The organism is Rhodococcus sp. P4_B6 (genome assembly GCF_056402215.1).
Genome location: NZ_JBFUHV010000004.1, coordinates 21,948 through 38,147 on the forward strand (window position 1 = coordinate 21,948; position 16,200 = coordinate 38,147).

Genomic DNA, 16,200 nt, shown 5'->3' on the forward strand with positions numbered 1-16,200 from the left:
CAATTTACCGGCTATTCGTAATCGGTCGTCAGACTGCCGCAGTGAGATCGAGTCCGGAACGAACCCTGCCGTTGCCGGGAAAGCAGGGGTTCCTCGGGCGTCCGTGGCGGGACTACGCGCTGTTCGCGGCGCTGGTGGGCCCCAATCTGGTTCTGCTCGTCCTGTTCACCTACCGCCCGCTGGTCGACAACATCCGGCTGTCGTTCTTCGACTGGAACATCGCCGACCCCGCCGCCACGTTCGTCGGCCTGGGCAACTACCGCGAGTGGTGGAGCCGCCCCGACACCTGGCAGATCGTCGGCAATACCGTCGTGTTCACGACCGCGACCGTGGTGGGATCGATGGTCGCCGGTCTCGCGCTCGCCGTGCTGCTGGACCGTAAGTTGAACGGGCGCAACCTTGTTCGATCCGCCATCTTCGCGCCGTTCGTCATCTCCGGCGCCGCGATCGGGGTAGCGTTCCAGTTCGTGTTCGACCCCCGGTTCGGGCTGATCCAGGACCTCCTGCACCGCGTCGGGGTCGACTCCGTGCCCGACTTCTACCAGGATCCGCACTGGGCGCTGGTCATGGTCACGGTCACCTACATGTGGAAGAACCTCGGCTACACGTTCGTGATCTACCTTGCGGCACTGCAGGGTACGCGACGCGAACTGGCGGAGGCCGCGGAGATCGATGGGGCGAGCGGGTGGACGACGTTCCGCCGGGTCGTTCTCCCGCAGTTGCGTCCGACCACCTACTTCCTCTCGATCACGGTGATGCTGGGCTCGCTTCAGGTGTTCGACATCATCAACGTGATGACCAGGGGCGGTCCGCTCGGCACCGGCACCACCACGATGGTCTACCAGGTCTACAACGAGTCGTTCCGCAACTTCCGGGCCGGGTACGGGGCCACCGTCGCCACGATCATGTTCCTGGTGCTGCTCGGAATCACCGTCTACCAGGTGCGGATCATGGATCGCGGGGACGGCCGGTGACCGCGGGAGCCGTGCGCGAGCGGCGCAGCACGGAGGTGCCGGCGACGGCGGACGCGGCCCGCGACCACCGCCGGCGGGAAGCGCTCGTGACGGCGCTGGGCTACGCCGCGATGGTGGCCGTGCTGGTGACGGTTGCCCTGCCGCTGTACTGGATCGTGATGACGTCGTTCAAGGATCGCCCCGACATCTACACCCTTCCGGTCACGTGGTGGCCCGGGACCTTTCACCCCGAGAACTATGCGGAGGCCACCACGTCGGTGCCGTTCTGGACGTTCCTGCGCAACTCGGTGATCATCACCGGAGTGYTGTCCGCCGTGAAGTTCACACTCGGCGTCCTCAGCGCCTACGGTCTGGTGTTCCTGCGGTTCCCGGGCAAGAACTTCGTATTCCTCGGCATCATCGCCGCGTTGATGGTGCCCAACCAGATCACCGTCATCTCGAATTACGCCCTCGTCGCCGAATGGGGTTGGCGGAACAGTTTCCACGGCATCATCGTTCCGCTCGCGGGAGTTGCGTTCGGAACGTTCCTGATGCGCAACCACTTCCTGTCGATACCCACCGAGATCATCGAGGCCGCCCGGATGGACGGCGCCGGCCATGCCCGGTTGCTGTGGCGGGTGGTCCTGCCGGTGTCCGGCCCCACCATGGTGGCGTTCGCGATCATCACCGTCGTCACCGAATGGAACGAATACCTGTGGCCGTTCCTGATGGCCGACGACGCGTCCGTCGCGCCGCTGCCGATCGGGCTGACCCAGCTGCAGAACAACGACGGGCTCACCGACTGGGGTCCGGTCATGGCGGGGACGGTGCTCACGATGCTGCCGATCCTCGCGGTTTTCCTTGTGCTGCAACGGCACATGATCAAGGGCCTCACGTCGGGTGCGGTCAAGGGATAGCGGACACGAGGAGAGACATGAATCGGATGAATCGCCGGGGATTCCTCGGGCTCGCGGGCGCGGTGGCCGCCGGTGCGGCGCTCACGGCCTGCGCAGGCTCGGGTTCGGGCTCGTCGGCGGTGTCCGGGGCGGCGGGGGACCCGAACACCATCACGTTCTGGTCCAACCACCCGGGCAAGTCCCAGGACGTCGAACGTGAACTGATCAACCGTTTCCAGGCGACACACCCCGGCCTCACCGTCGACCTCGTCGACGGTGGGAAGAACTACGAGGAGGTGTCGCAGAAGTTCAACGCGGCACTGTCGGGCGGCGCACTGCCCGACGTCGTGGTGTTGTCGGACGTGTGGTGGTTCAACTACGCGCTGACCGGTGCTGTCGAACCGCTCGATGGGCTGTTCGGTGACGTGGGGGTCGACACCTCCGACTACGTCGACTCGCTGCTCGCCGACTACCTGTTCCAGGGGAAGCACTACGCCCTCCCGTACGCGCGGTCGACGCCGCTGTTCTACTACAACAAGCAGGTCTGGGCGCAGGCAGGCCTGCCCGACCGCGGTCCCGCCACCTGGCAGGAGTTCGACGAATGGGGTCCCGAACTGCAGCGGGTGATCGGCGGCGGCAAGTTGGCCCACGGCTGGGGCGACGCCAAGAACTACCTCGGCTGGACGTTCGAGGGACCGGTCTGGACGTTCGGCGGGGCGTACTCGGACCAATGGGACCTGAAGTTCGGCGACGAGAAGACCCTCGCCGCGGGGACCTTCCTGAAGAACATGATCCACACGAAGAAATACGCGGCCGTGTCGAGCGACATCGCCAACGAGTTCGGGGCGGGCATCCTCGCGTCGACGATCGCCTCGACCGGCGACCTGTCGGGGATCACCAAGTCGGCCGCGTTCGACTTCGGCACCGCCTTCCTCCCCGCGTCGGGCGCGCCGGGCTGCCCGACCGGCGGCGCGGGTCTCGCGATTCCGGCGCGAATCTCCGACGAGCGGAAGAAGAATGCGCTCACGTTCATCGACTTCGTGACCAACGGCGAGAACACCGCGTACTTCTCGCAGAACGTCGGGTACATGCCGGTCCGTAAATCCGCGGTCGAGGACCCGGCCATGAAGGCGTACCTGGACGCGAACCCCAACGCGCGCACCGCCGTCGACCAGCTCGCGAAGACCCGATCGCAGGACTACGCCCGGGTGTTCGTGCCCGGCGGCGACCAGATCATCGGCACCGGACTCGAACAGATCGCGCTGCAGAACGCGGACGTGGCGACGACCTTCGCCGGTGTCGGGGAGCAACTCCAGCAGATCGTCGACCGCCAGATCACCCCCAAACTGCCCCAGTAGGAGGAGAAGGAACATCCATGGCCAACGTGCAGTTCGCGGGTGTCACGCACCGCTATTCCGGAGCCGACCGACCCGCGGTCGATCGGCTGGACCTCGACATCGCGGACGGCGAGTTCCTCGTTCTCGTGGGTCCGTCCGGGTGCGGTAAGTCGACGAGCCTGCGGATGCTGGCCGGCCTCGAAGCCGTCGAGGCTGGCCGCATCGAGATCGGCGGCGCCGACGTCACCGCGCTGCCGCCCCGAGCGCGGGACGTGGCCATGGTGTTCCAGAGCTACGCGCTGTACCCGAACATGACCGTCGCCGACAACATGGGGTTCGCGCTCCGCAATGCAGGCGTCGGAAAGGTGGAACGCACCGCGCGGGTGCTGGAAGCGGCGCGGATGCTCGAACTCGAACCGCTGCTCGGTCGCAAACCGGCGAAACTGTCCGGCGGGCAACGCCAACGGGTCGCGATGGGCCGCGCCATCGTGCGGCACCCCAAGGTGTTTTGCATGGACGAACCGCTGAGCAACCTCGACGCCACGCTGCGGGTGAGTACCCGCTCGCAGATCGCGGGGCTGCAGCGCAGGCTCGGCACGACCACCGTGTACGTCACCCACGACCAGGTGGAGGCCATGACGATGGGCGACCGGGTGGCGGTCATGCAGGCCGGCCGCCTCCAGCAGGTCGCCCGGCCACGCGATCTGTACGACAACCCGGTCAACACGTTCGTCGCCGGGTTCATCGGCTCCCCGGGCATGAACCTCATGGACACCCCGATCCGGGACGGTGTCGCCGAACTGGGCGACCTGCGTATTCCCGTGCCGCACTCGGCGATCGGGGACGGCTCCGTGATCGTCGGAGTGCGCCCGGAGTCGTGGACGCTGGTCGGGGCGTGGCGCAAGGACTCGTACACCGTGGAGACCGACCTGCTCGAGGAACTCGGCGCCGAGTCGTTCGTGTACGCGTCCGGCACGTCCGGGAAGGTGGTGGTGCGGGTCGACCGCACCCGCACCATCGCCGCGGGGGAGAGGTTGCACCTGCAGCCGAAGCCCGGCGAGGTGTACTTCTTCTCCGCGGCGACGGGCGACCGTCTGCGGTAGCCAGCTACCAGATCTTGACGCGCTCCTCCGGATCCAGATACAGGGCGTCACCGGGCTGGACGTCGAACGCGTCGTGGAACGTGTCCAGGTTGCGGATCACGCCGTTGCAGCGGAACTCCGGCGGCGAGTGCGGGTCGACGGCGAGCCGGCGGAGCGCCTCCGCGTCCCGGGCTTTGGTGCGCCACACCTGCGCCCAGCCGAAGAACACCCGCTGGATCCCGGTCAGGCCGTCGAGGACCTCCGGCTCGGACCCGTCCGTCGCGATCCGGTACGCGGCGATGGCGATGGACAGGCCACCGAGGTCGCCGATGTTCTCCCCGATCGTGAACTCGCCGTTCACCGTGTGCCCGGGCAGCGCCTTCGGTTCGAACGCGTTGTACTGCTCGATCAGCGCCTTCGTGCGCTTGCCGAATTCGGTCCGGTCGTCGTCGGTCCACCAGTCGATCATGTTGCCGTCGCCGTCGTACTTGGCGCCCTGATCGTCGAAGCCGTGGCCGATCTCGTGACCGATGACGGCGCCGATCCCGCCGTAGTTGGCGGCGTCGTCGGCTGCGGCGTCGAAGAACGGCGGCTGCAGAATGGCTGCGGGGAACACGATTTCGTTCATGCCCGGGTTGTAGTAGGCGTTGACCGTCTGCGGTGTCATGAACCACTCGTCGCGGTCGACCGGGCCGCCGAGCTTCGCGAGATCGCGGTCGTACTCCGCCGCGTAGCCGCTGCGGTAGTTGCCGACCAGGTCGTCGCGGGAGATGGTGACGGCCGAGTAGTCGCGCCACTTGTCTGGGTACCCGATCTTCGGCGTGAACTTCTCCAGCTTGCGGAGCGCCGCCTGCCGGGTCTCCGGGCTCATCCAGTCCAGGTCGGAGATGTTGCGCCGGTACGCCTCCTGCAGATTCGCGACGAGTTCCTGCATGCGGGCCTTCGCGTCCGCCGGGAAGTGCCGCTCGACGTACAGCTTGCCGACAGCCTCGCCCAGCAGATCCTGCACCAGGGACACGCCGCGCTTCCAGCGCTCACGAATCTCCTCGGCGCCGGTCAGCGTCTTCCCGTAGAACGCGAAATTCTCCTCGACCAGCGCCTCGGTGAGATACGGGGCGCGGGAGCGGATGACGTTCCACGTCGCCCACGCCTTCCAGTCGTCGAGGTCCTCGGACGTCCACAGCCCGGTCAGGGTGGTGAGGTAGTCGGGCTGGCGGACCACGATCTCGGCGAACTGCTCCGACGTGCCCCCGAGCGCGCCGATCCACGAAGACCAGTCCAACCCGGCAGGCAGCTGGTCGAGGGTGAGCAGGTTGTAGCTCAGCTCGGCGTCGCGACGCTTCACGACGTCCCAATGGCCTGCCGCGATCTTCGTTTCCAGATCGAACACCCGCTGCGCGTCGTAGTCGACACCGGCGAGGGCGAACATCTTCGCGATGTGCTCCACGTACGCGGCGCGGATCTCCGCGTGATCGTCCTGGCGGTAATACGACTCGTCGGGCAGCCCGATGCCGGCCTGGCTGAAGTGCACGAGGTAGCGCGCGGAGTTCTTGGCGTCCGTGTCGACGTAGTGACCGACGGCGCCGCCGACCCCCGTGCGCTGCAGGCGGCCGATGACGGCGGCGAGGGCGGAGCGGTCGGCGGCCGAGGCCACGTCGGCGAGCTCCCCGGCGATCGGAGCGAGCCCCGCCGCCTCCACGACATCCGCGTCCATGAAGCTGCCGTACAGATCGCCGATGCGCTGCGCGTCGGTCCCCGGGGCCGCGCCGGAGCCCGCCGCCTCCTCGATGATGTTCTGGACGTCGACCTCGGCCTTGTCGTAGAGCGTGCGGAACGCGCCGTCGATCGCCCGGTCCGCGGGAATCTCGTAGTCGTCGATCCACTTGCCGTTCACGTGGACGAACAGGTCGTCCTGGGCGCGGGTGTCACTGTCGAGGTGGGTGAGGTCGATGCCGGAGCGCTGAGCCGTGGTCATGCGTTCCATCCTTACACCGTTCCGCGCCGACAGGTCCACCACTGCGCTCAGGGCGAAACAAAGGACCGGGGAGCGGTCAGACGTCGATGCCGAGGTTGATCGCCGCGAGGTAGCCGTCCGACTGCGTGGCGACCGTCAGCAGGCCTGCGTCGTCGTAGATGCCGTCCGTGGCGTTGGTCACGTTGTTCTCCCGTCCGGTGTGGTCGGAGTACGGCGCCGTCGCGTACACCTCGTCGAGCAGGGCCTCGTCGAAGTACAGCTGGGTGGTGAGCACCGTCTTCTTGTCGATGTGCACCTTGAGGTGGATGTGCGTGGTCCGGCCGGTGTACCAGCCGGGGAAGATTGTCGTGAACTGGGCGATGCCGTTCGCGTCCGTCGTCTGAGCGCCGCGCAGGTAGGTGCCGTCGTCCGTGGTGGTGGCCTCGCTGTCGCCGACGCTGTAGGACCCGTCGGACGTCTCACCCGAACCGCCGGACATGTCGCCGCCGGGGCCGCCGGGTCCACCGGGACCTCCGGCCGGGGGCTGGCCGCCGTCGCCGGGCCCGCCTGCCGGCGGTGCTCCGGCGGGCGCGCCGTTGCCGCCGAGGTCCGCGGCCTTCGAACCCGACTCGAAGCCGGAGTACACGCCGCCCGCGTCGCAGTGCCAGATCTCCACGACGGCGTTGCTCACCACCGCGGCGGAGCCGTCCGCGGAACAGTTCGTCAGGTCCTGTACCCGCAGTGCGAGCTGCAGGTTCGTCCCCGGCCGGTCTTCGCGGATGTCGCTGCGGATGGAGTCGACGTCGAACCAGTACGGTCCCTGCGTCTCCTCGACGGCCATCACGCACTGCGGCGCCTGGTCGAGCAGGGCCGTCACCGCGTCGCCGCTCGTCGTCGTCGCACTCGACGCGGCCGCGGTCGACGTGGCCGACGCCGACGTGCCGCTGCTCCCGTTCCCGGTGCAGGCGGCGATGAGCCCACCCAGACTCACTGTCCCCCCGACCGCAAATGCGCGGCGGCGGCTGATGCGCAGTCGGCTCTTCTCGACGTCCTTGTTCACTGTGGGTACCTCTCCATGATCGGGCTGTGCCTCGATCGTGGCGCACGAACCTGCGCGGGGCGTTCCGTCCGGCTGTGAACTTGCTGGGAACTCAGCCGCCGAGGCGGGCGTGCATCTCCCAGACGAGCACCTCGGCGCCGGAGTGGGAGGAGATCTGCTGGCCACCGGAGGCGCTCAACCGAACGGCGTCGCCCTCGTACAGGGTGCCGACACCCTCCATCTCCGCGGTGCCCCGCGCGACGAACACGTGGAGGAACGGCGCTTCGGGAAGGGGCACCGGTGCGCCGGGGAAGAGTCGCGCGACATGCAGCGCCGCGTGCTTGTTGTTGATCCGGATCGCCGAATTGTCCTTGTATTCCGGCATTCCGGACGCAACGGGCACCAGTCCGCCTTTGAGGATCTCGTCCTCGATCTCGAGTTGTTCGTAGCTTGGCGCGAGTCCGGGTTCGTCGGGTACCACCCACATCTGGACGAAATGCACCGGCTCGTGGTGCTGCTCACCGGCCAGGCGCCAGCTGTCGTTCTTCTCGGAATGCATGATGCCCTTGCCTGCGCTCATGCGTTGCGCAAGGCCGGGATAGATGATGCCGGAGTGGCCGATCGAGTCCTGGTGGACGAGCGAGCCGCGCAGCACCCAGGTGACGATCTCCATGTCCTTGTGCGGATGGGTGTCGAATCCCTGACCGGGGAGCACGGTGTCGTCGTTGTTGACGAGGAGTAGTCCGTGGTGCGTGTTGTCGGGGTCGTAGTGCTGGCCGAAGGAGAACGAGTGCTTCGAATCCAACCAGGAAATCTTGGTTTTCAGCCGATCGCCGGCGCGATGAACGTAGACGTGAGGTGTGGTGACTGCTGGCATATCGGTCCTCCTTCGGGTGGTACCCGGTCCAGAGTACGAGGTGCCGGCTGCGGGTACTCGCGAGACGGTGTCGATTGTGCATCGAATTCATCGCCTGCTCGTCGCGGTGGAGGTGCCCGAGTCGATCCCGAAATGATGTTGCGCAGTGCGGTATTGGAGGATCGACGCTCCGTAAGGTGCTGTTCGGCAACGGGTTTCGCCGACGGCCGGAAAGTGTGAAAGACGGCCGTCCAGTTTGTACCACCACGAATGCCCGCTTCCGCCGGGCCCGCGGCGTACAGTTCGAATTGTGCGTCCAGGAGTCGCAGGATTGCGGCACGTCGCACCCGGCGGAAGGAGCGTGATGAAGGCGAATCCGGATCGACACGATCAGCTCCCCGAACACCAGCGGATCGCAGACCTCGTCGACGACATGGAAGACCGGCTCGCGGCCGAACGCGAGGCGAAGGGAATCGCGGGCAACGCGTCCGAGCGCGAGCAGGCGGAGCAGGAAGAGAACCCGTGAGTACTTATTAACCGCGGGCGGTTAATAAGTACTCACAGGTGGTCTACTCGAAGAAGCGGTACACGGCCTCGACGACTACCGCGGGTCGCTCGCTGCCCTCGAGTTCGATCTGCCCCGCGACCGTCACCTGGACGCCGCCCTTGGGCAGTTCCTCGACGGACTGCAGCGTCGCGCTGAGCCGGACGCGTCCCTCGGCGGGCACGGGGTTGGTGAACCGGACCTTGTTCAGCCCGTAGTTGACGGCCATGGTCACGCTGTCGACGGTCAGGATCTCGTCCCACATGGGGATGATCAGCGACAACGTGAGGTACCCGTGGGCGATGGGTCCGCCGAACGGGCTCTCGGCCCGGGCGCGTTCGGGGTCGACGTGGATCCACTGGTGGTCGTCGGTGGCGTCGGCGAACGTGTCAATCCGCTGCTGCGGGATGTCGATCCACGAGCTGGTGCCCAGCGACGTGCCCTCGAGTGCGGCGAGGTCGGCGAGGGTGGCGACCCGGGTGGTGGTGGCGGTGGTGCTCATGTCAGGGCTCCTAGTCTTTGATACCGAGAACACGCAGGGCGTTCTGCTTGAAGATCAGCGGTGCGACCTCCGGTTTGATGTCGAGGTTCTCGAAGTCCTTGATCCAGCGGTCGACCTGGATGACGGGGAAGTCGGACCCGAACAGCACCTTGCCGCGGAGCATGCTGTTGGCGGCCTTGACCAGCTGCGGCGGGAAGTACTTCGGCGACCATCCGGACAGGTCGATGTAGACGTTGGCCTTGTGGGTGGCGATGGAGATCTGCGCGTCGACCCACGGGACGGCGGGGTGGGCCATGATCACGGTGAGGTCGGGGAAGTCGGCGGCGACGTCGTCGAGGAGCATCGGGTCGGAGTAGCGCAGTTTGATGCCGTGTCCGCCGGGCAGGCCGGCGCCGATGCCGGTCTGGCCGGTGTGGAACAGGGCGGGGACCCCGGCCTCGGTGATGGCGTCGTAGAGCGGGTAGAACCGGCGGTCGTTCGGCTCGAATCCCTGCATGCTGGGGTGGAATTTGAAGCCCTTGACGCCGAAGTCGTCGACGAGGCGGTGGACGCGGCGGACGGCGGCCTTGCCCTGCCAGGGGTCGACGGAGCCGAACGGGATGAGGACGTCGTTGTGGCGGGCGGCGCCCTCGGCGATCTCCTCGACGGAGTTCGCGGCGTGTCCGCTGGCGGAAGCCGCGTCGACCGTGAACACGACCGCCGCCATGTTGCGGGCCCGGTAGTGGTCGGCGATCGCGTCGATGGACGGGGTGCGTTCCTCGCCGGACTTGAAGTATTTCTCGGACGCGGCCATCAGTTCGTCGTCGAGGGACCGGTGTCCGCAGCCGTCGATCTCGACGTGGGTGTGGATGTCGATGGCGTCGATCGTGTCGAAGTCGATGCCGTACTCGTAGCGGCTCACTTGGCCATCAGCTCCTCGGGGAATTCCTCGCCGACGGACTGGACGGACTCGCCGAACGTGGYCGTCCACTGGGCGGCGATGTCGTCGGCCGACCAGCCGCCGTCGTGGTACTCGACCGCGGTGAGTTCGGGGTGCGACCAGAGTGCGAGGCGGTCGCCACCGACGGCGAAGGCCTGTCCGGTGATGTCGGCTGCCGCGTCGGAGGCGAGGAACGAGATGATGCCCGCGGCGTCGTCGGGGCTGMCCATGCCCACCTCGCGGCGGATGATGTCGGGCAGCGGCTCACCGTTCTTCATGCCCTCGATGTAGGGGGCGAGGAACGGGACGGTCTCGGTCATCGCGGTCGCGGCGACCGGGCAGACGGCGTTGGCGGTGATGCCGGCGCGCTGCAGTTCGAGCGCCCACGTGCGGACCATGCCGACGATGCCCGACTTGGCGCCGGAGTAGTTGGTCTGCCCGAAGTTGCCGCGCTGGCCGGCGGGGGAGCCGATGCAGATGATGCGGCCGCCGTCGCCCTGCTCGCGGAACTTCAGGACGGCCTCGCGGACGCACGTGAAGGTGCCGCGCAGGTGCACGCCCACCACGGCGTCGAAGTCGTCGTCGGTCATCTTCCACAGCACCTTGTCGCGGAGGATGCCGGCGTTGGTGACCATGACGTCGAGGCGTCCGAACGCGTCGACCGCCCCGGCGACCAGCTTCTGGGCGGTGTCGGTGCTGCCGACCGGGGCGACGACGGCGACGGCTCGGCCACCCGCCGCGGTGATCTCGGCGACGGCGGCGTCGGCGGTGGCCTGGTTGACGTCGTTGATCACGACCGCGGCGCCGTGGCGTGCCAGGTCCTTGGCGTAGGCCAGTCCCAGGCCCTGTCCGCTGCCGGTGACGACGGCGACTTTGTCGGTGAGGTCCATGTCGTGATTCTCCTAAGGTCGTGTTCGCTGAATCACACGTAATCATTGATGATTGAGAAAGTCAATCATTAAGATCTGCTACTCTAGCGACACTCATCGGAAGGGGGTCGTCGCATGGCAGAGGCGCAGGCGTTATCGGACGACATCGGGTTCCTGCTCTCGCGCGTCGGCGGAATGGTGCTGGGCTCGGTGAACAAGGCTCTCGTTCCCACCGGGCTGCGGGTGCGGTCCTACTCGGTCCTGGTGCTCGCGTGCGAACAGGCCGAGGGCGTCAACCAGCGCGGAGTGGCCGCCACCATGGGCCTCGACCCCAGCCAGATCGTGGGGCTCGTCGACGAACTCGAGGAACGTGGACTCGTCGTGCGCACCCTCGACCCCTCCGACCGCCGGAACAAACTGATCGCCGCGACCGACGAGGGCAGGCGGCTACGCGACGACGCCAAGGCCCGGGTCGACGCCGCCCACGGGCGCTATTTCGAGGGCATCCCCGAATCGGTCGTGAATCAGATGCGGGATACATTGCAGAGCATCGCCTTTCCCGCACATCCCGAGTAGGGCACGATGACCGACCTGCTCGCCCCGGCCCCGCCCGGCCTGTCGTTCCTCGCCACGTTTGTCGTGCAGGTCGCCGATCCGGTGGAGATCGGATCCACACCCGAAGGCACCCGCCGCATCATCCCCATAGTCGGGGGACGCGTCGAGGGCCCCGAACTCCGCGGCACCGTGTTGCCGGTCGGGGCGGACTTCCAGGTGCTCAGCTCGCCCACGCTCACCGAACTCGAGGCCAAGTACGCGATCGAGACCGACGACGGCGACCGGATCTACGTCACCAACTTCGGCCTTCGCTCGGGCACCCCGGAAGACATCGCCCGGCTGGTCGCGGGTGAGCCCGTGCCGCCCGAGCGTGTCTACTTCCGCTGCACGCCGCGGCTCGCCGCCGCCGAGGGCCGGTGGTCGTGGCTGCGCTCGCGGATCCTCGTCGGCACCGGCGAACGACTGCCCGGCGAGGTCCGTCTCACGGTGTTCGTGGTGGACTGACCTGCCGTGGAAATCCGCTGGATGAAGTCGTTCGTGGCGGTCGCCGAGGAACTCAACTACGGCCGGGCCGCCGAGGTGCTGCACATTGCGCAACCGGCGGTGAGCCAGCAGGTGCAGCAACTCGAGAAGCGTCTCGGTGTGAAACTGTTCGACCGCACCACGCGCTCGGTCCGGCTCACCGCGGCGGGCGAGCGATTCCTGCAACCGTGCAAGGACGCCCTCGCCGGCATCGACCGCGCCGTCGATGCCGCGGTGATCGCGGATCCGAAGGTCGAGGGCCGCGTCCGGGTCGGCTTCAGCGGGGCCTACGGGCAGACCGAATTGTCCTCTCTGGCAAGGTCGGTGCGCCGACGGTATCCCCTGATCGACCTCGTCCTCGAGGGGGCGACGGTGAGCGGGCAGATCCTCGACGAGATCGGGGAGGGGCAACTGGACCTCGGGATCGTGTCGGACGCGGTCTCGCACCCCCACGTGCTCACGCGGCAGATCTCGGTGGAGTACCTCAGTGCGCTGCTCCCGAGCGATCACCCACTCGCCGAACGGGAGTCGATCGATCTCGCGGAACTGCGCGAGGAGGCGTTCGTCGCGAATCCCGCCGCCACCGGATCCACGCTCCGCCGGGATCTGCTCGCCGCGTGCCGGGATGCCGGGTTCACCCCGAACATCGTGCAGGAGACCACCGACGGCATCGTCCTGACCGCCCTCGTCGCGGCGGGGGTCGGCGTCGCGCTCGTGCCCGGTGACGTGCAGACGTATCCCAACCGGGTGGTGCTGATCCCCCTCGACGCCGGTCGATTCGAAGTCCGGGCGGCGCTGGCCTGGTCGGACCGTCCCGTGTCGCCCGTCGTGCAGACGGTTCTCGACCTCGCCGCCGAGGTGCTGCCGACGCCGGGCGCCGTCTCCGACGAGTAATAAAGATCGGTTATCAATCACTGCCGATACTGCTCTTGGACGGTGATCGGTTTCTTTGGCAGAGTCTCCCTCGGCGGCAACGGATGTGACCTGGACAACTTCCGATCCCCGGTGTCGCCCCCACCTCGAGGCCTCTCCGAACTCCCGGAAGCCCTTCACTTTCAGGTAGGAACCACATGACTTCCACATTCGACGGCCGCGTCGCACGCGCCGACACGAGCGCCCGGTCGCCCCACGCGCGCCGGGCCGCCCTGGCCTCCTTCGTGGGCAGCGCACTCGAGTACTACGACTTCTTCATCTACGCCTCCTTCTCCGCGCTCGCGTTCAACACCCTGTTCTTCCCGGATCTCGGTTCGTTCTGGGGGACCATCGTGTCGATGGCGACCATCGGGATCGGGTACGTCGTCCGGCCGCTCGCGGCCCTCGTCTTCGGGCACTTCGGGGACACGCTCGGACGCAAGCGGATGCTGGTGGTGACGCTCGTGATGAYGGGCGTGGCCACGTCCCTCATCGGTTGCCTACCCACCTACGGGGCGATCGGCGTCGCGGCGCCGATCCTGCTGGTCCTGCTCCGGGCCGTCCAGGGCGCGTCGGCGGCCGGCGAGTCGGCGGGAGCGGCGTCCCTGGCCCTCGAACACGCACCCGCAGGCCGCCGCGCGCTCGCGGCGAGCTGGGTGAACACCGGTGCGGCCGCCGGCATGCTGCTGGCATCGCTGGTGGTCCTCGTGTTCTCCGGACTGCCCGAGGACGCCTTCCTCGACTGGGGATGGCGTATCCCGTTCCTGCTCAGCATGTTCGTCGCACTCGCCGGCCTCGTGATCCGCCGGATGCTGCCCGAGAGCGAGGTGTTCGAGGAGGCCGTGTCCACCGACGGGCCGACGGAGATGCCGGCGAAGGTGATCTTCCGCGACCACTGGCCGAGCGTGCTGCGGGTCGTGGGCTGCGGACTGTTCGCGGTGGTGTCCACCATCTTCAGCGCCTTCGCCCTCGCGTGGGGCACCCACGAGGCCGGTGTGTCCCGGACCGTCATGGTGGGAGCCACCGTCCTCACCGCCGCGCTCGCCCTCGTCGCGCAACCCGCCGCCGGGATCCTCGCCGACCGGATCGGCCGCAAACCGGTCTTCATCACCGGCAACCTCGTCTGCGCAGTCTCCATCTCCGGGTTCTTCTGGGCGATCAGCCAGCGTTCGACCGTCCTGATCCTGATCACCGCGTGCATCGTGATGGTGGTCGGCTACTCGCTCGTCAATGCCATCGGCCCCGCCCTGTACGCCGAGATGTTCGAGACGCGCATCCGGTACTCGGGCATGGCGATCTCCGGACAGCTGGCCCTGGTGGCCACCGGATTCGCCCCCACCATCGCCGCGACCCTCGTCCGGCCAGGACCGGACGGCTGGATACCGGTGGCCGCGTTCACCGCGGGCTGCTGCCTGGTCAGCGCGCTCACCACCCTCACAGTCCGCGAAACCTACCGGACCAGCACCACCGACCTCGGCAAATGACCCACCTCCCGTCGAAAGCGACCGAACCTGTGAAACACGATGTACTGATCGAGAACGATGTCGAGGCGACGATGCGGGACGGCGTCGTCCTGCGCTCGACCGTCTACCGCCCGAATACCAGCGGCAGCTTCCCGGTGCTGCTCACCCGCACCCCGTACGGCCGCGACCTGTCCGTCAACTCCGGCTACCTCAACCCCACCACGGTCGCGGCCGGCGGATTCGTGGTGATCATGCAGGACGTCCGCGGCCGGTTCGGCTCCGACGGTGAGTTCGTGCCGTCCGAGAACGAAGGCCCGGACGGCTACGACACCGTGCAGTGGGCCGCCGAACTGCCGTACTCGACCGGAGCCGTCGGCATGTGGGGAAGGTCGTACTTCGCCGAAACGCAGTGGCGCGCAGCCCAGGAGAAGCCACCCGCCCTGCGCGGCATCGCCCCGGGAATCTCGGCAGGCGGCAACGCGCGGTCCGGCGGGCTCGTGCGCGGGGGCGCGGTCGAATTCGGCGCCCGGCTCGGATGGGGGCACCTGTCGGCAGGGCCGGCCGAGATCGCGAAACTGTCCCGCACGGATCCGGCACGCGCAGAACGCGAATGGGCGTCGTGGGCGCGGATCGATCGGGCGATGTCCGAGGACGCGTACTTCGACGCCCTGCCCCTGCGCGACCTGGCTGCCGATGCCCCCGCGTTCTTCGCGTCGCCGATCGTCGAATCGCTCGGATTCCCGATCGACCACCCCAGCCGCGACCTGTGGGACAGCGCCGGCGACCGGGCCGTCGACCTCCCCACGCTGCACATCGGCGGCTGGTACGACATCTTCGTCAACAGCACCCTCGACCAGTACTTCGGCCAACTCGCCCACAGCGATTCCGGTGCGGCTCCCGCGCCGTACCTGATTCTGGGTCCGTGGAGTCACACCAACTTCTCCGGGCTGGGGGGGTCGGTGGTGTTCGGCAGTCCTGCCAACCAGGCGGTGCTCGACTCGGGTCAGGACCTGTCGTCGGTGCACGCGCAGTGGTACGCGGCGGTGCTTGGCGACGAGGAACCCGACCTGCCGCGGGTCCGGATATTCGTGATGGGGGAGAACCGGTGGCGGACGTACGACCGCTTCCCGGAGCCCACCCGCACCGCGGACCTGTTCCTCGCTCCCGGTGGAACCCTCGCCGCGGAAGCAGAGCAGATGGAAGGTCGCGTCGACTACGACTACGACCCGGCGGATCCGGTACCGACGGTCGGTGGGGCGACGATGATGCCGGGAACGTTCGCACCCGGCGCACTGGAACAGAGCCGGGTCGAATCCCGCGACGACGTCCTCGTGTTCACCGGCGAGGTCCTCACCGAGCCGTTGACCGTGATCGGCCGGGTGTCCGCGACACTGTTCGCGTCGTCGAGTGCCGTCGACACCGACTTCGTCGTCAGGCTGTGCCGCGTCACGACGGACGGGACGTCGATCACCCTCACCGACGGCATCGTGCGGGCCCGCTACCGCGACTCCTACCGAACCCCTGGGGCGTACACGTCCGCCGAGCAGAGCCTGCTCGAGCCCGGGGAGGTGTACGAGTACGCGATCGACCTGTGGTCCACGGCCGTCACGTTCCAGCCCGGTGAGCGGATCCGCGTCCAGGTGACGTCCAGCAACCATCCGCGGTGGGACCGCAACCTCAACACCGGCGAATCCGCCTACGAATCAGCGGAATTCGTGGTCGCCCACCAGCGCGTGCACACCGGGGCACGGTACCCCAGCAGGGTGTCGCTGCCGGTCGTGCGCTGACGCACCCGTG

16 protein-coding genes are annotated in these 16,200 nt (G+C 67.7%); 10 read left to right on the plus strand and 6 right to left on the minus strand.

Translation table 11 applies throughout. The annotated features are described in order from the left end of the window. The first annotated feature begins 20 nt into the window (after nucleotides 1-20). Genes AC1DWT_RS02585 through AC1DWT_RS02600 form a run of 4 tightly spaced genes read left to right on the plus strand, consistent with a single transcriptional unit; the run spans nucleotide 21 to nucleotide 4,289 of the window. Nucleotides 21-974 (plus strand): carbohydrate ABC transporter permease, encoded by a 954-nt coding sequence (locus AC1DWT_RS02585; RefSeq protein WP_477919711.1) that lies wholly within the window; start codon nucleotides 21-23, stop codon nucleotides 972-974. Beyond that, nucleotides 971-1,870, plus strand: a complete 900-nt coding sequence (locus AC1DWT_RS02590) for a carbohydrate ABC transporter permease (RefSeq protein WP_206014879.1) — start codon at nucleotides 971-973, stop codon at nucleotides 1,868-1,870. The genes AC1DWT_RS02585 and AC1DWT_RS02590 overlap by 4 nt, the downstream gene beginning before the upstream one ends. A gap of 17 nt (nucleotides 1,871-1,887) precedes the next feature. Then, nucleotides 1,888-3,207: an ABC transporter substrate-binding protein gene (locus tag AC1DWT_RS02595; RefSeq protein ID WP_477919583.1), complete on the plus strand. Its 1,320-nt coding sequence runs from the start codon at nucleotides 1,888-1,890 to the stop codon at nucleotides 3,205-3,207. A gap of 17 nt (nucleotides 3,208-3,224) precedes the next feature. Further along, the gene (locus AC1DWT_RS02600; RefSeq protein WP_387495090.1) at nucleotides 3,225-4,289 is read left to right on the plus strand and encodes an ABC transporter ATP-binding protein; all 1,065 of its coding nucleotides are present in this window, start codon (nucleotides 3,225-3,227) and stop codon (nucleotides 4,287-4,289) included. A 4-nt stretch (nucleotides 4,290-4,293) separates the two neighbouring features. Here AC1DWT_RS02600 and AC1DWT_RS02605 read toward each other — a convergent pair whose 3' ends face one another. The 3 genes from AC1DWT_RS02605 to AC1DWT_RS02615 form a co-directional block, all read right to left on the minus strand. Further along, nucleotides 4,294-6,243 carry a M13 family metallopeptidase gene (locus AC1DWT_RS02605; RefSeq protein WP_477919585.1) on the minus strand — a complete coding sequence of 650 codons (1,950 nt, stop codon included), beginning with the start codon at nucleotides 6,241-6,243 and terminating at the stop codon, nucleotides 4,294-4,296. Between the two features lie 76 nt (nucleotides 6,244-6,319). Further along, entirely contained in the window at nucleotides 6,320-7,282 is a 963-nt protein-coding gene (locus AC1DWT_RS02610; protein ID WP_387495087.1) for an intradiol ring-cleavage dioxygenase, read from the minus strand. Nucleotides 7,283-7,373: 91 nt separating this feature from the next. Beyond that, nucleotides 7,374-8,138, minus strand: coding sequence for a pirin family protein (locus AC1DWT_RS02615; protein WP_477919587.1), 765 nt, complete (start codon nucleotides 8,136-8,138; stop codon nucleotides 7,374-7,376). Nucleotides 8,139-8,481: 343 nt separating this feature from the next. On the opposite strand from AC1DWT_RS02615, the gene AC1DWT_RS02620 reads away from it, so the two are divergent. After that, nucleotides 8,482-8,643, plus strand: a complete 162-nt coding sequence (locus AC1DWT_RS02620) for a hypothetical protein (RefSeq protein ID WP_477919589.1) — start codon at nucleotides 8,482-8,484, stop codon at nucleotides 8,641-8,643. 43 nt (nucleotides 8,644-8,686) lie between these two features. Here the strand turns inward: AC1DWT_RS02620 and couM are convergent, their stop codons facing one another. The 3 genes from couM to couN are packed head-to-tail and all read right to left on the minus strand — an operon-like array spanning nucleotide 8,687 to nucleotide 10,972. Beyond that, nucleotides 8,687-9,163 carry a p-hydroxycinnamoyl-CoA hydratase gene (couM, locus tag AC1DWT_RS02625; RefSeq protein WP_452588819.1) on the minus strand — a complete coding sequence of 159 codons (477 nt, stop codon included), beginning with the start codon at nucleotides 9,161-9,163 and terminating at the stop codon, nucleotides 8,687-8,689. Nucleotides 9,164-9,173: 10 nt separating this feature from the next. Further along, nucleotides 9,174-10,064, minus strand: a complete 891-nt coding sequence (gene couO / locus AC1DWT_RS02630) for a 4-hydroxyphenyl-beta-ketoacyl-CoA hydrolase (RefSeq protein WP_477919591.1) — start codon at nucleotides 10,062-10,064, stop codon at nucleotides 9,174-9,176. Beyond that, nucleotides 10,061-10,972, minus strand: coding sequence for a 4-hydroxyphenyl-beta-hydroxyacyl-CoA dehydrogenase (couN, locus tag AC1DWT_RS02635; RefSeq protein ID WP_477919593.1), 912 nt, complete (start codon nucleotides 10,970-10,972; stop codon nucleotides 10,061-10,063). The genes couO and couN overlap by 4 nt, the downstream gene beginning before the upstream one ends. A 114-nt stretch (nucleotides 10,973-11,086) precedes the next feature. Between couN and couR the strand changes: the two genes are divergently transcribed. The 5 genes from couR to AC1DWT_RS02660 all read left to right on the plus strand — a co-directional run bounded on the left by couR (nucleotide 11,087) and on the right by AC1DWT_RS02660 (nucleotide 16,190). Then, nucleotides 11,087-11,527: a MarR family transcriptional repressor CouR gene (gene couR, locus AC1DWT_RS02640; protein ID WP_072947582.1), complete on the plus strand. Its 441-nt coding sequence runs from the start codon at nucleotides 11,087-11,089 to the stop codon at nucleotides 11,525-11,527. Between the two features lie 6 nt (nucleotides 11,528-11,533). Then, the gene (locus AC1DWT_RS02645; protein WP_072947580.1) at nucleotides 11,534-12,010 is read left to right on the plus strand and encodes a DUF3237 domain-containing protein; all 477 of its coding nucleotides are present in this window, start codon (nucleotides 11,534-11,536) and stop codon (nucleotides 12,008-12,010) included. Nucleotides 12,011-12,016: 6 nt separating this feature from the next. After that, entirely contained in the window at nucleotides 12,017-12,922 is a 906-nt protein-coding gene (locus tag AC1DWT_RS02650) for a LysR family transcriptional regulator (RefSeq protein ID WP_477919594.1), read from the plus strand. 176 nt (nucleotides 12,923-13,098) lie between these two features. Further along, a complete protein-coding gene (locus AC1DWT_RS02655; RefSeq protein WP_477919596.1) occupies nucleotides 13,099-14,424 on the plus strand; it encodes an MFS transporter in 1,326 nt (441 codons plus the stop codon). Next, nucleotides 14,421-16,190: a CocE/NonD family hydrolase gene (locus AC1DWT_RS02660; protein WP_095863445.1), complete on the plus strand. Its 1,770-nt coding sequence runs from the start codon at nucleotides 14,421-14,423 to the stop codon at nucleotides 16,188-16,190. The genes AC1DWT_RS02655 and AC1DWT_RS02660 overlap by 4 nt, the downstream gene beginning before the upstream one ends. The last annotated feature ends 10 nt before the right edge of the window (nucleotides 16,191-16,200 follow it).

Bases quoted from the DNA above. Each gene is read 5' to 3' on its own strand.
- AC1DWT_RS02615 (WP_477919587.1), bottom strand. From the start codon at position 8,138: ATGCCAGCAGTCACCACACCTCACGTCTACGTTCATCGCGCCGGCGAT.
- AC1DWT_RS02595 (WP_477919583.1), top strand. From the start codon at position 1,888: ATGAATCGGATGAATCGCCGGGGATTCCTCGGGCTCGCGGGCGCGGTG.
- AC1DWT_RS02660 (WP_095863445.1), top strand. From the start codon at position 14,421: ATGACCCACCTCCCGTCGAAAGCGACCGAACCTGTGAAACACGATGTA.
- AC1DWT_RS02600 (WP_387495090.1), top strand. From the start codon at position 3,225: ATGGCCAACGTGCAGTTCGCGGGTGTCACGCACCGCTATTCCGGAGCC.
- AC1DWT_RS02605 (WP_477919585.1), bottom strand. From the start codon at position 6,243: ATGACCACGGCTCAGCGCTCCGGCATCGACCTCACCCACCTCGACAGT.
- AC1DWT_RS02645 (WP_072947580.1), top strand. From the start codon at position 11,534: ATGACCGACCTGCTCGCCCCGGCCCCGCCCGGCCTGTCGTTCCTCGCC.
- couR (WP_072947582.1), top strand. From the start codon at position 11,087: ATGGCAGAGGCGCAGGCGTTATCGGACGACATCGGGTTCCTGCTCTCG.
- AC1DWT_RS02620 (WP_477919589.1), top strand. From the start codon at position 8,482: ATGAAGGCGAATCCGGATCGACACGATCAGCTCCCCGAACACCAGCGG.
- couM (WP_452588819.1), bottom strand. From the start codon at position 9,163: ATGAGCACCACCGCCACCACCACCCGGGTCGCCACCCTCGCCGACCTC.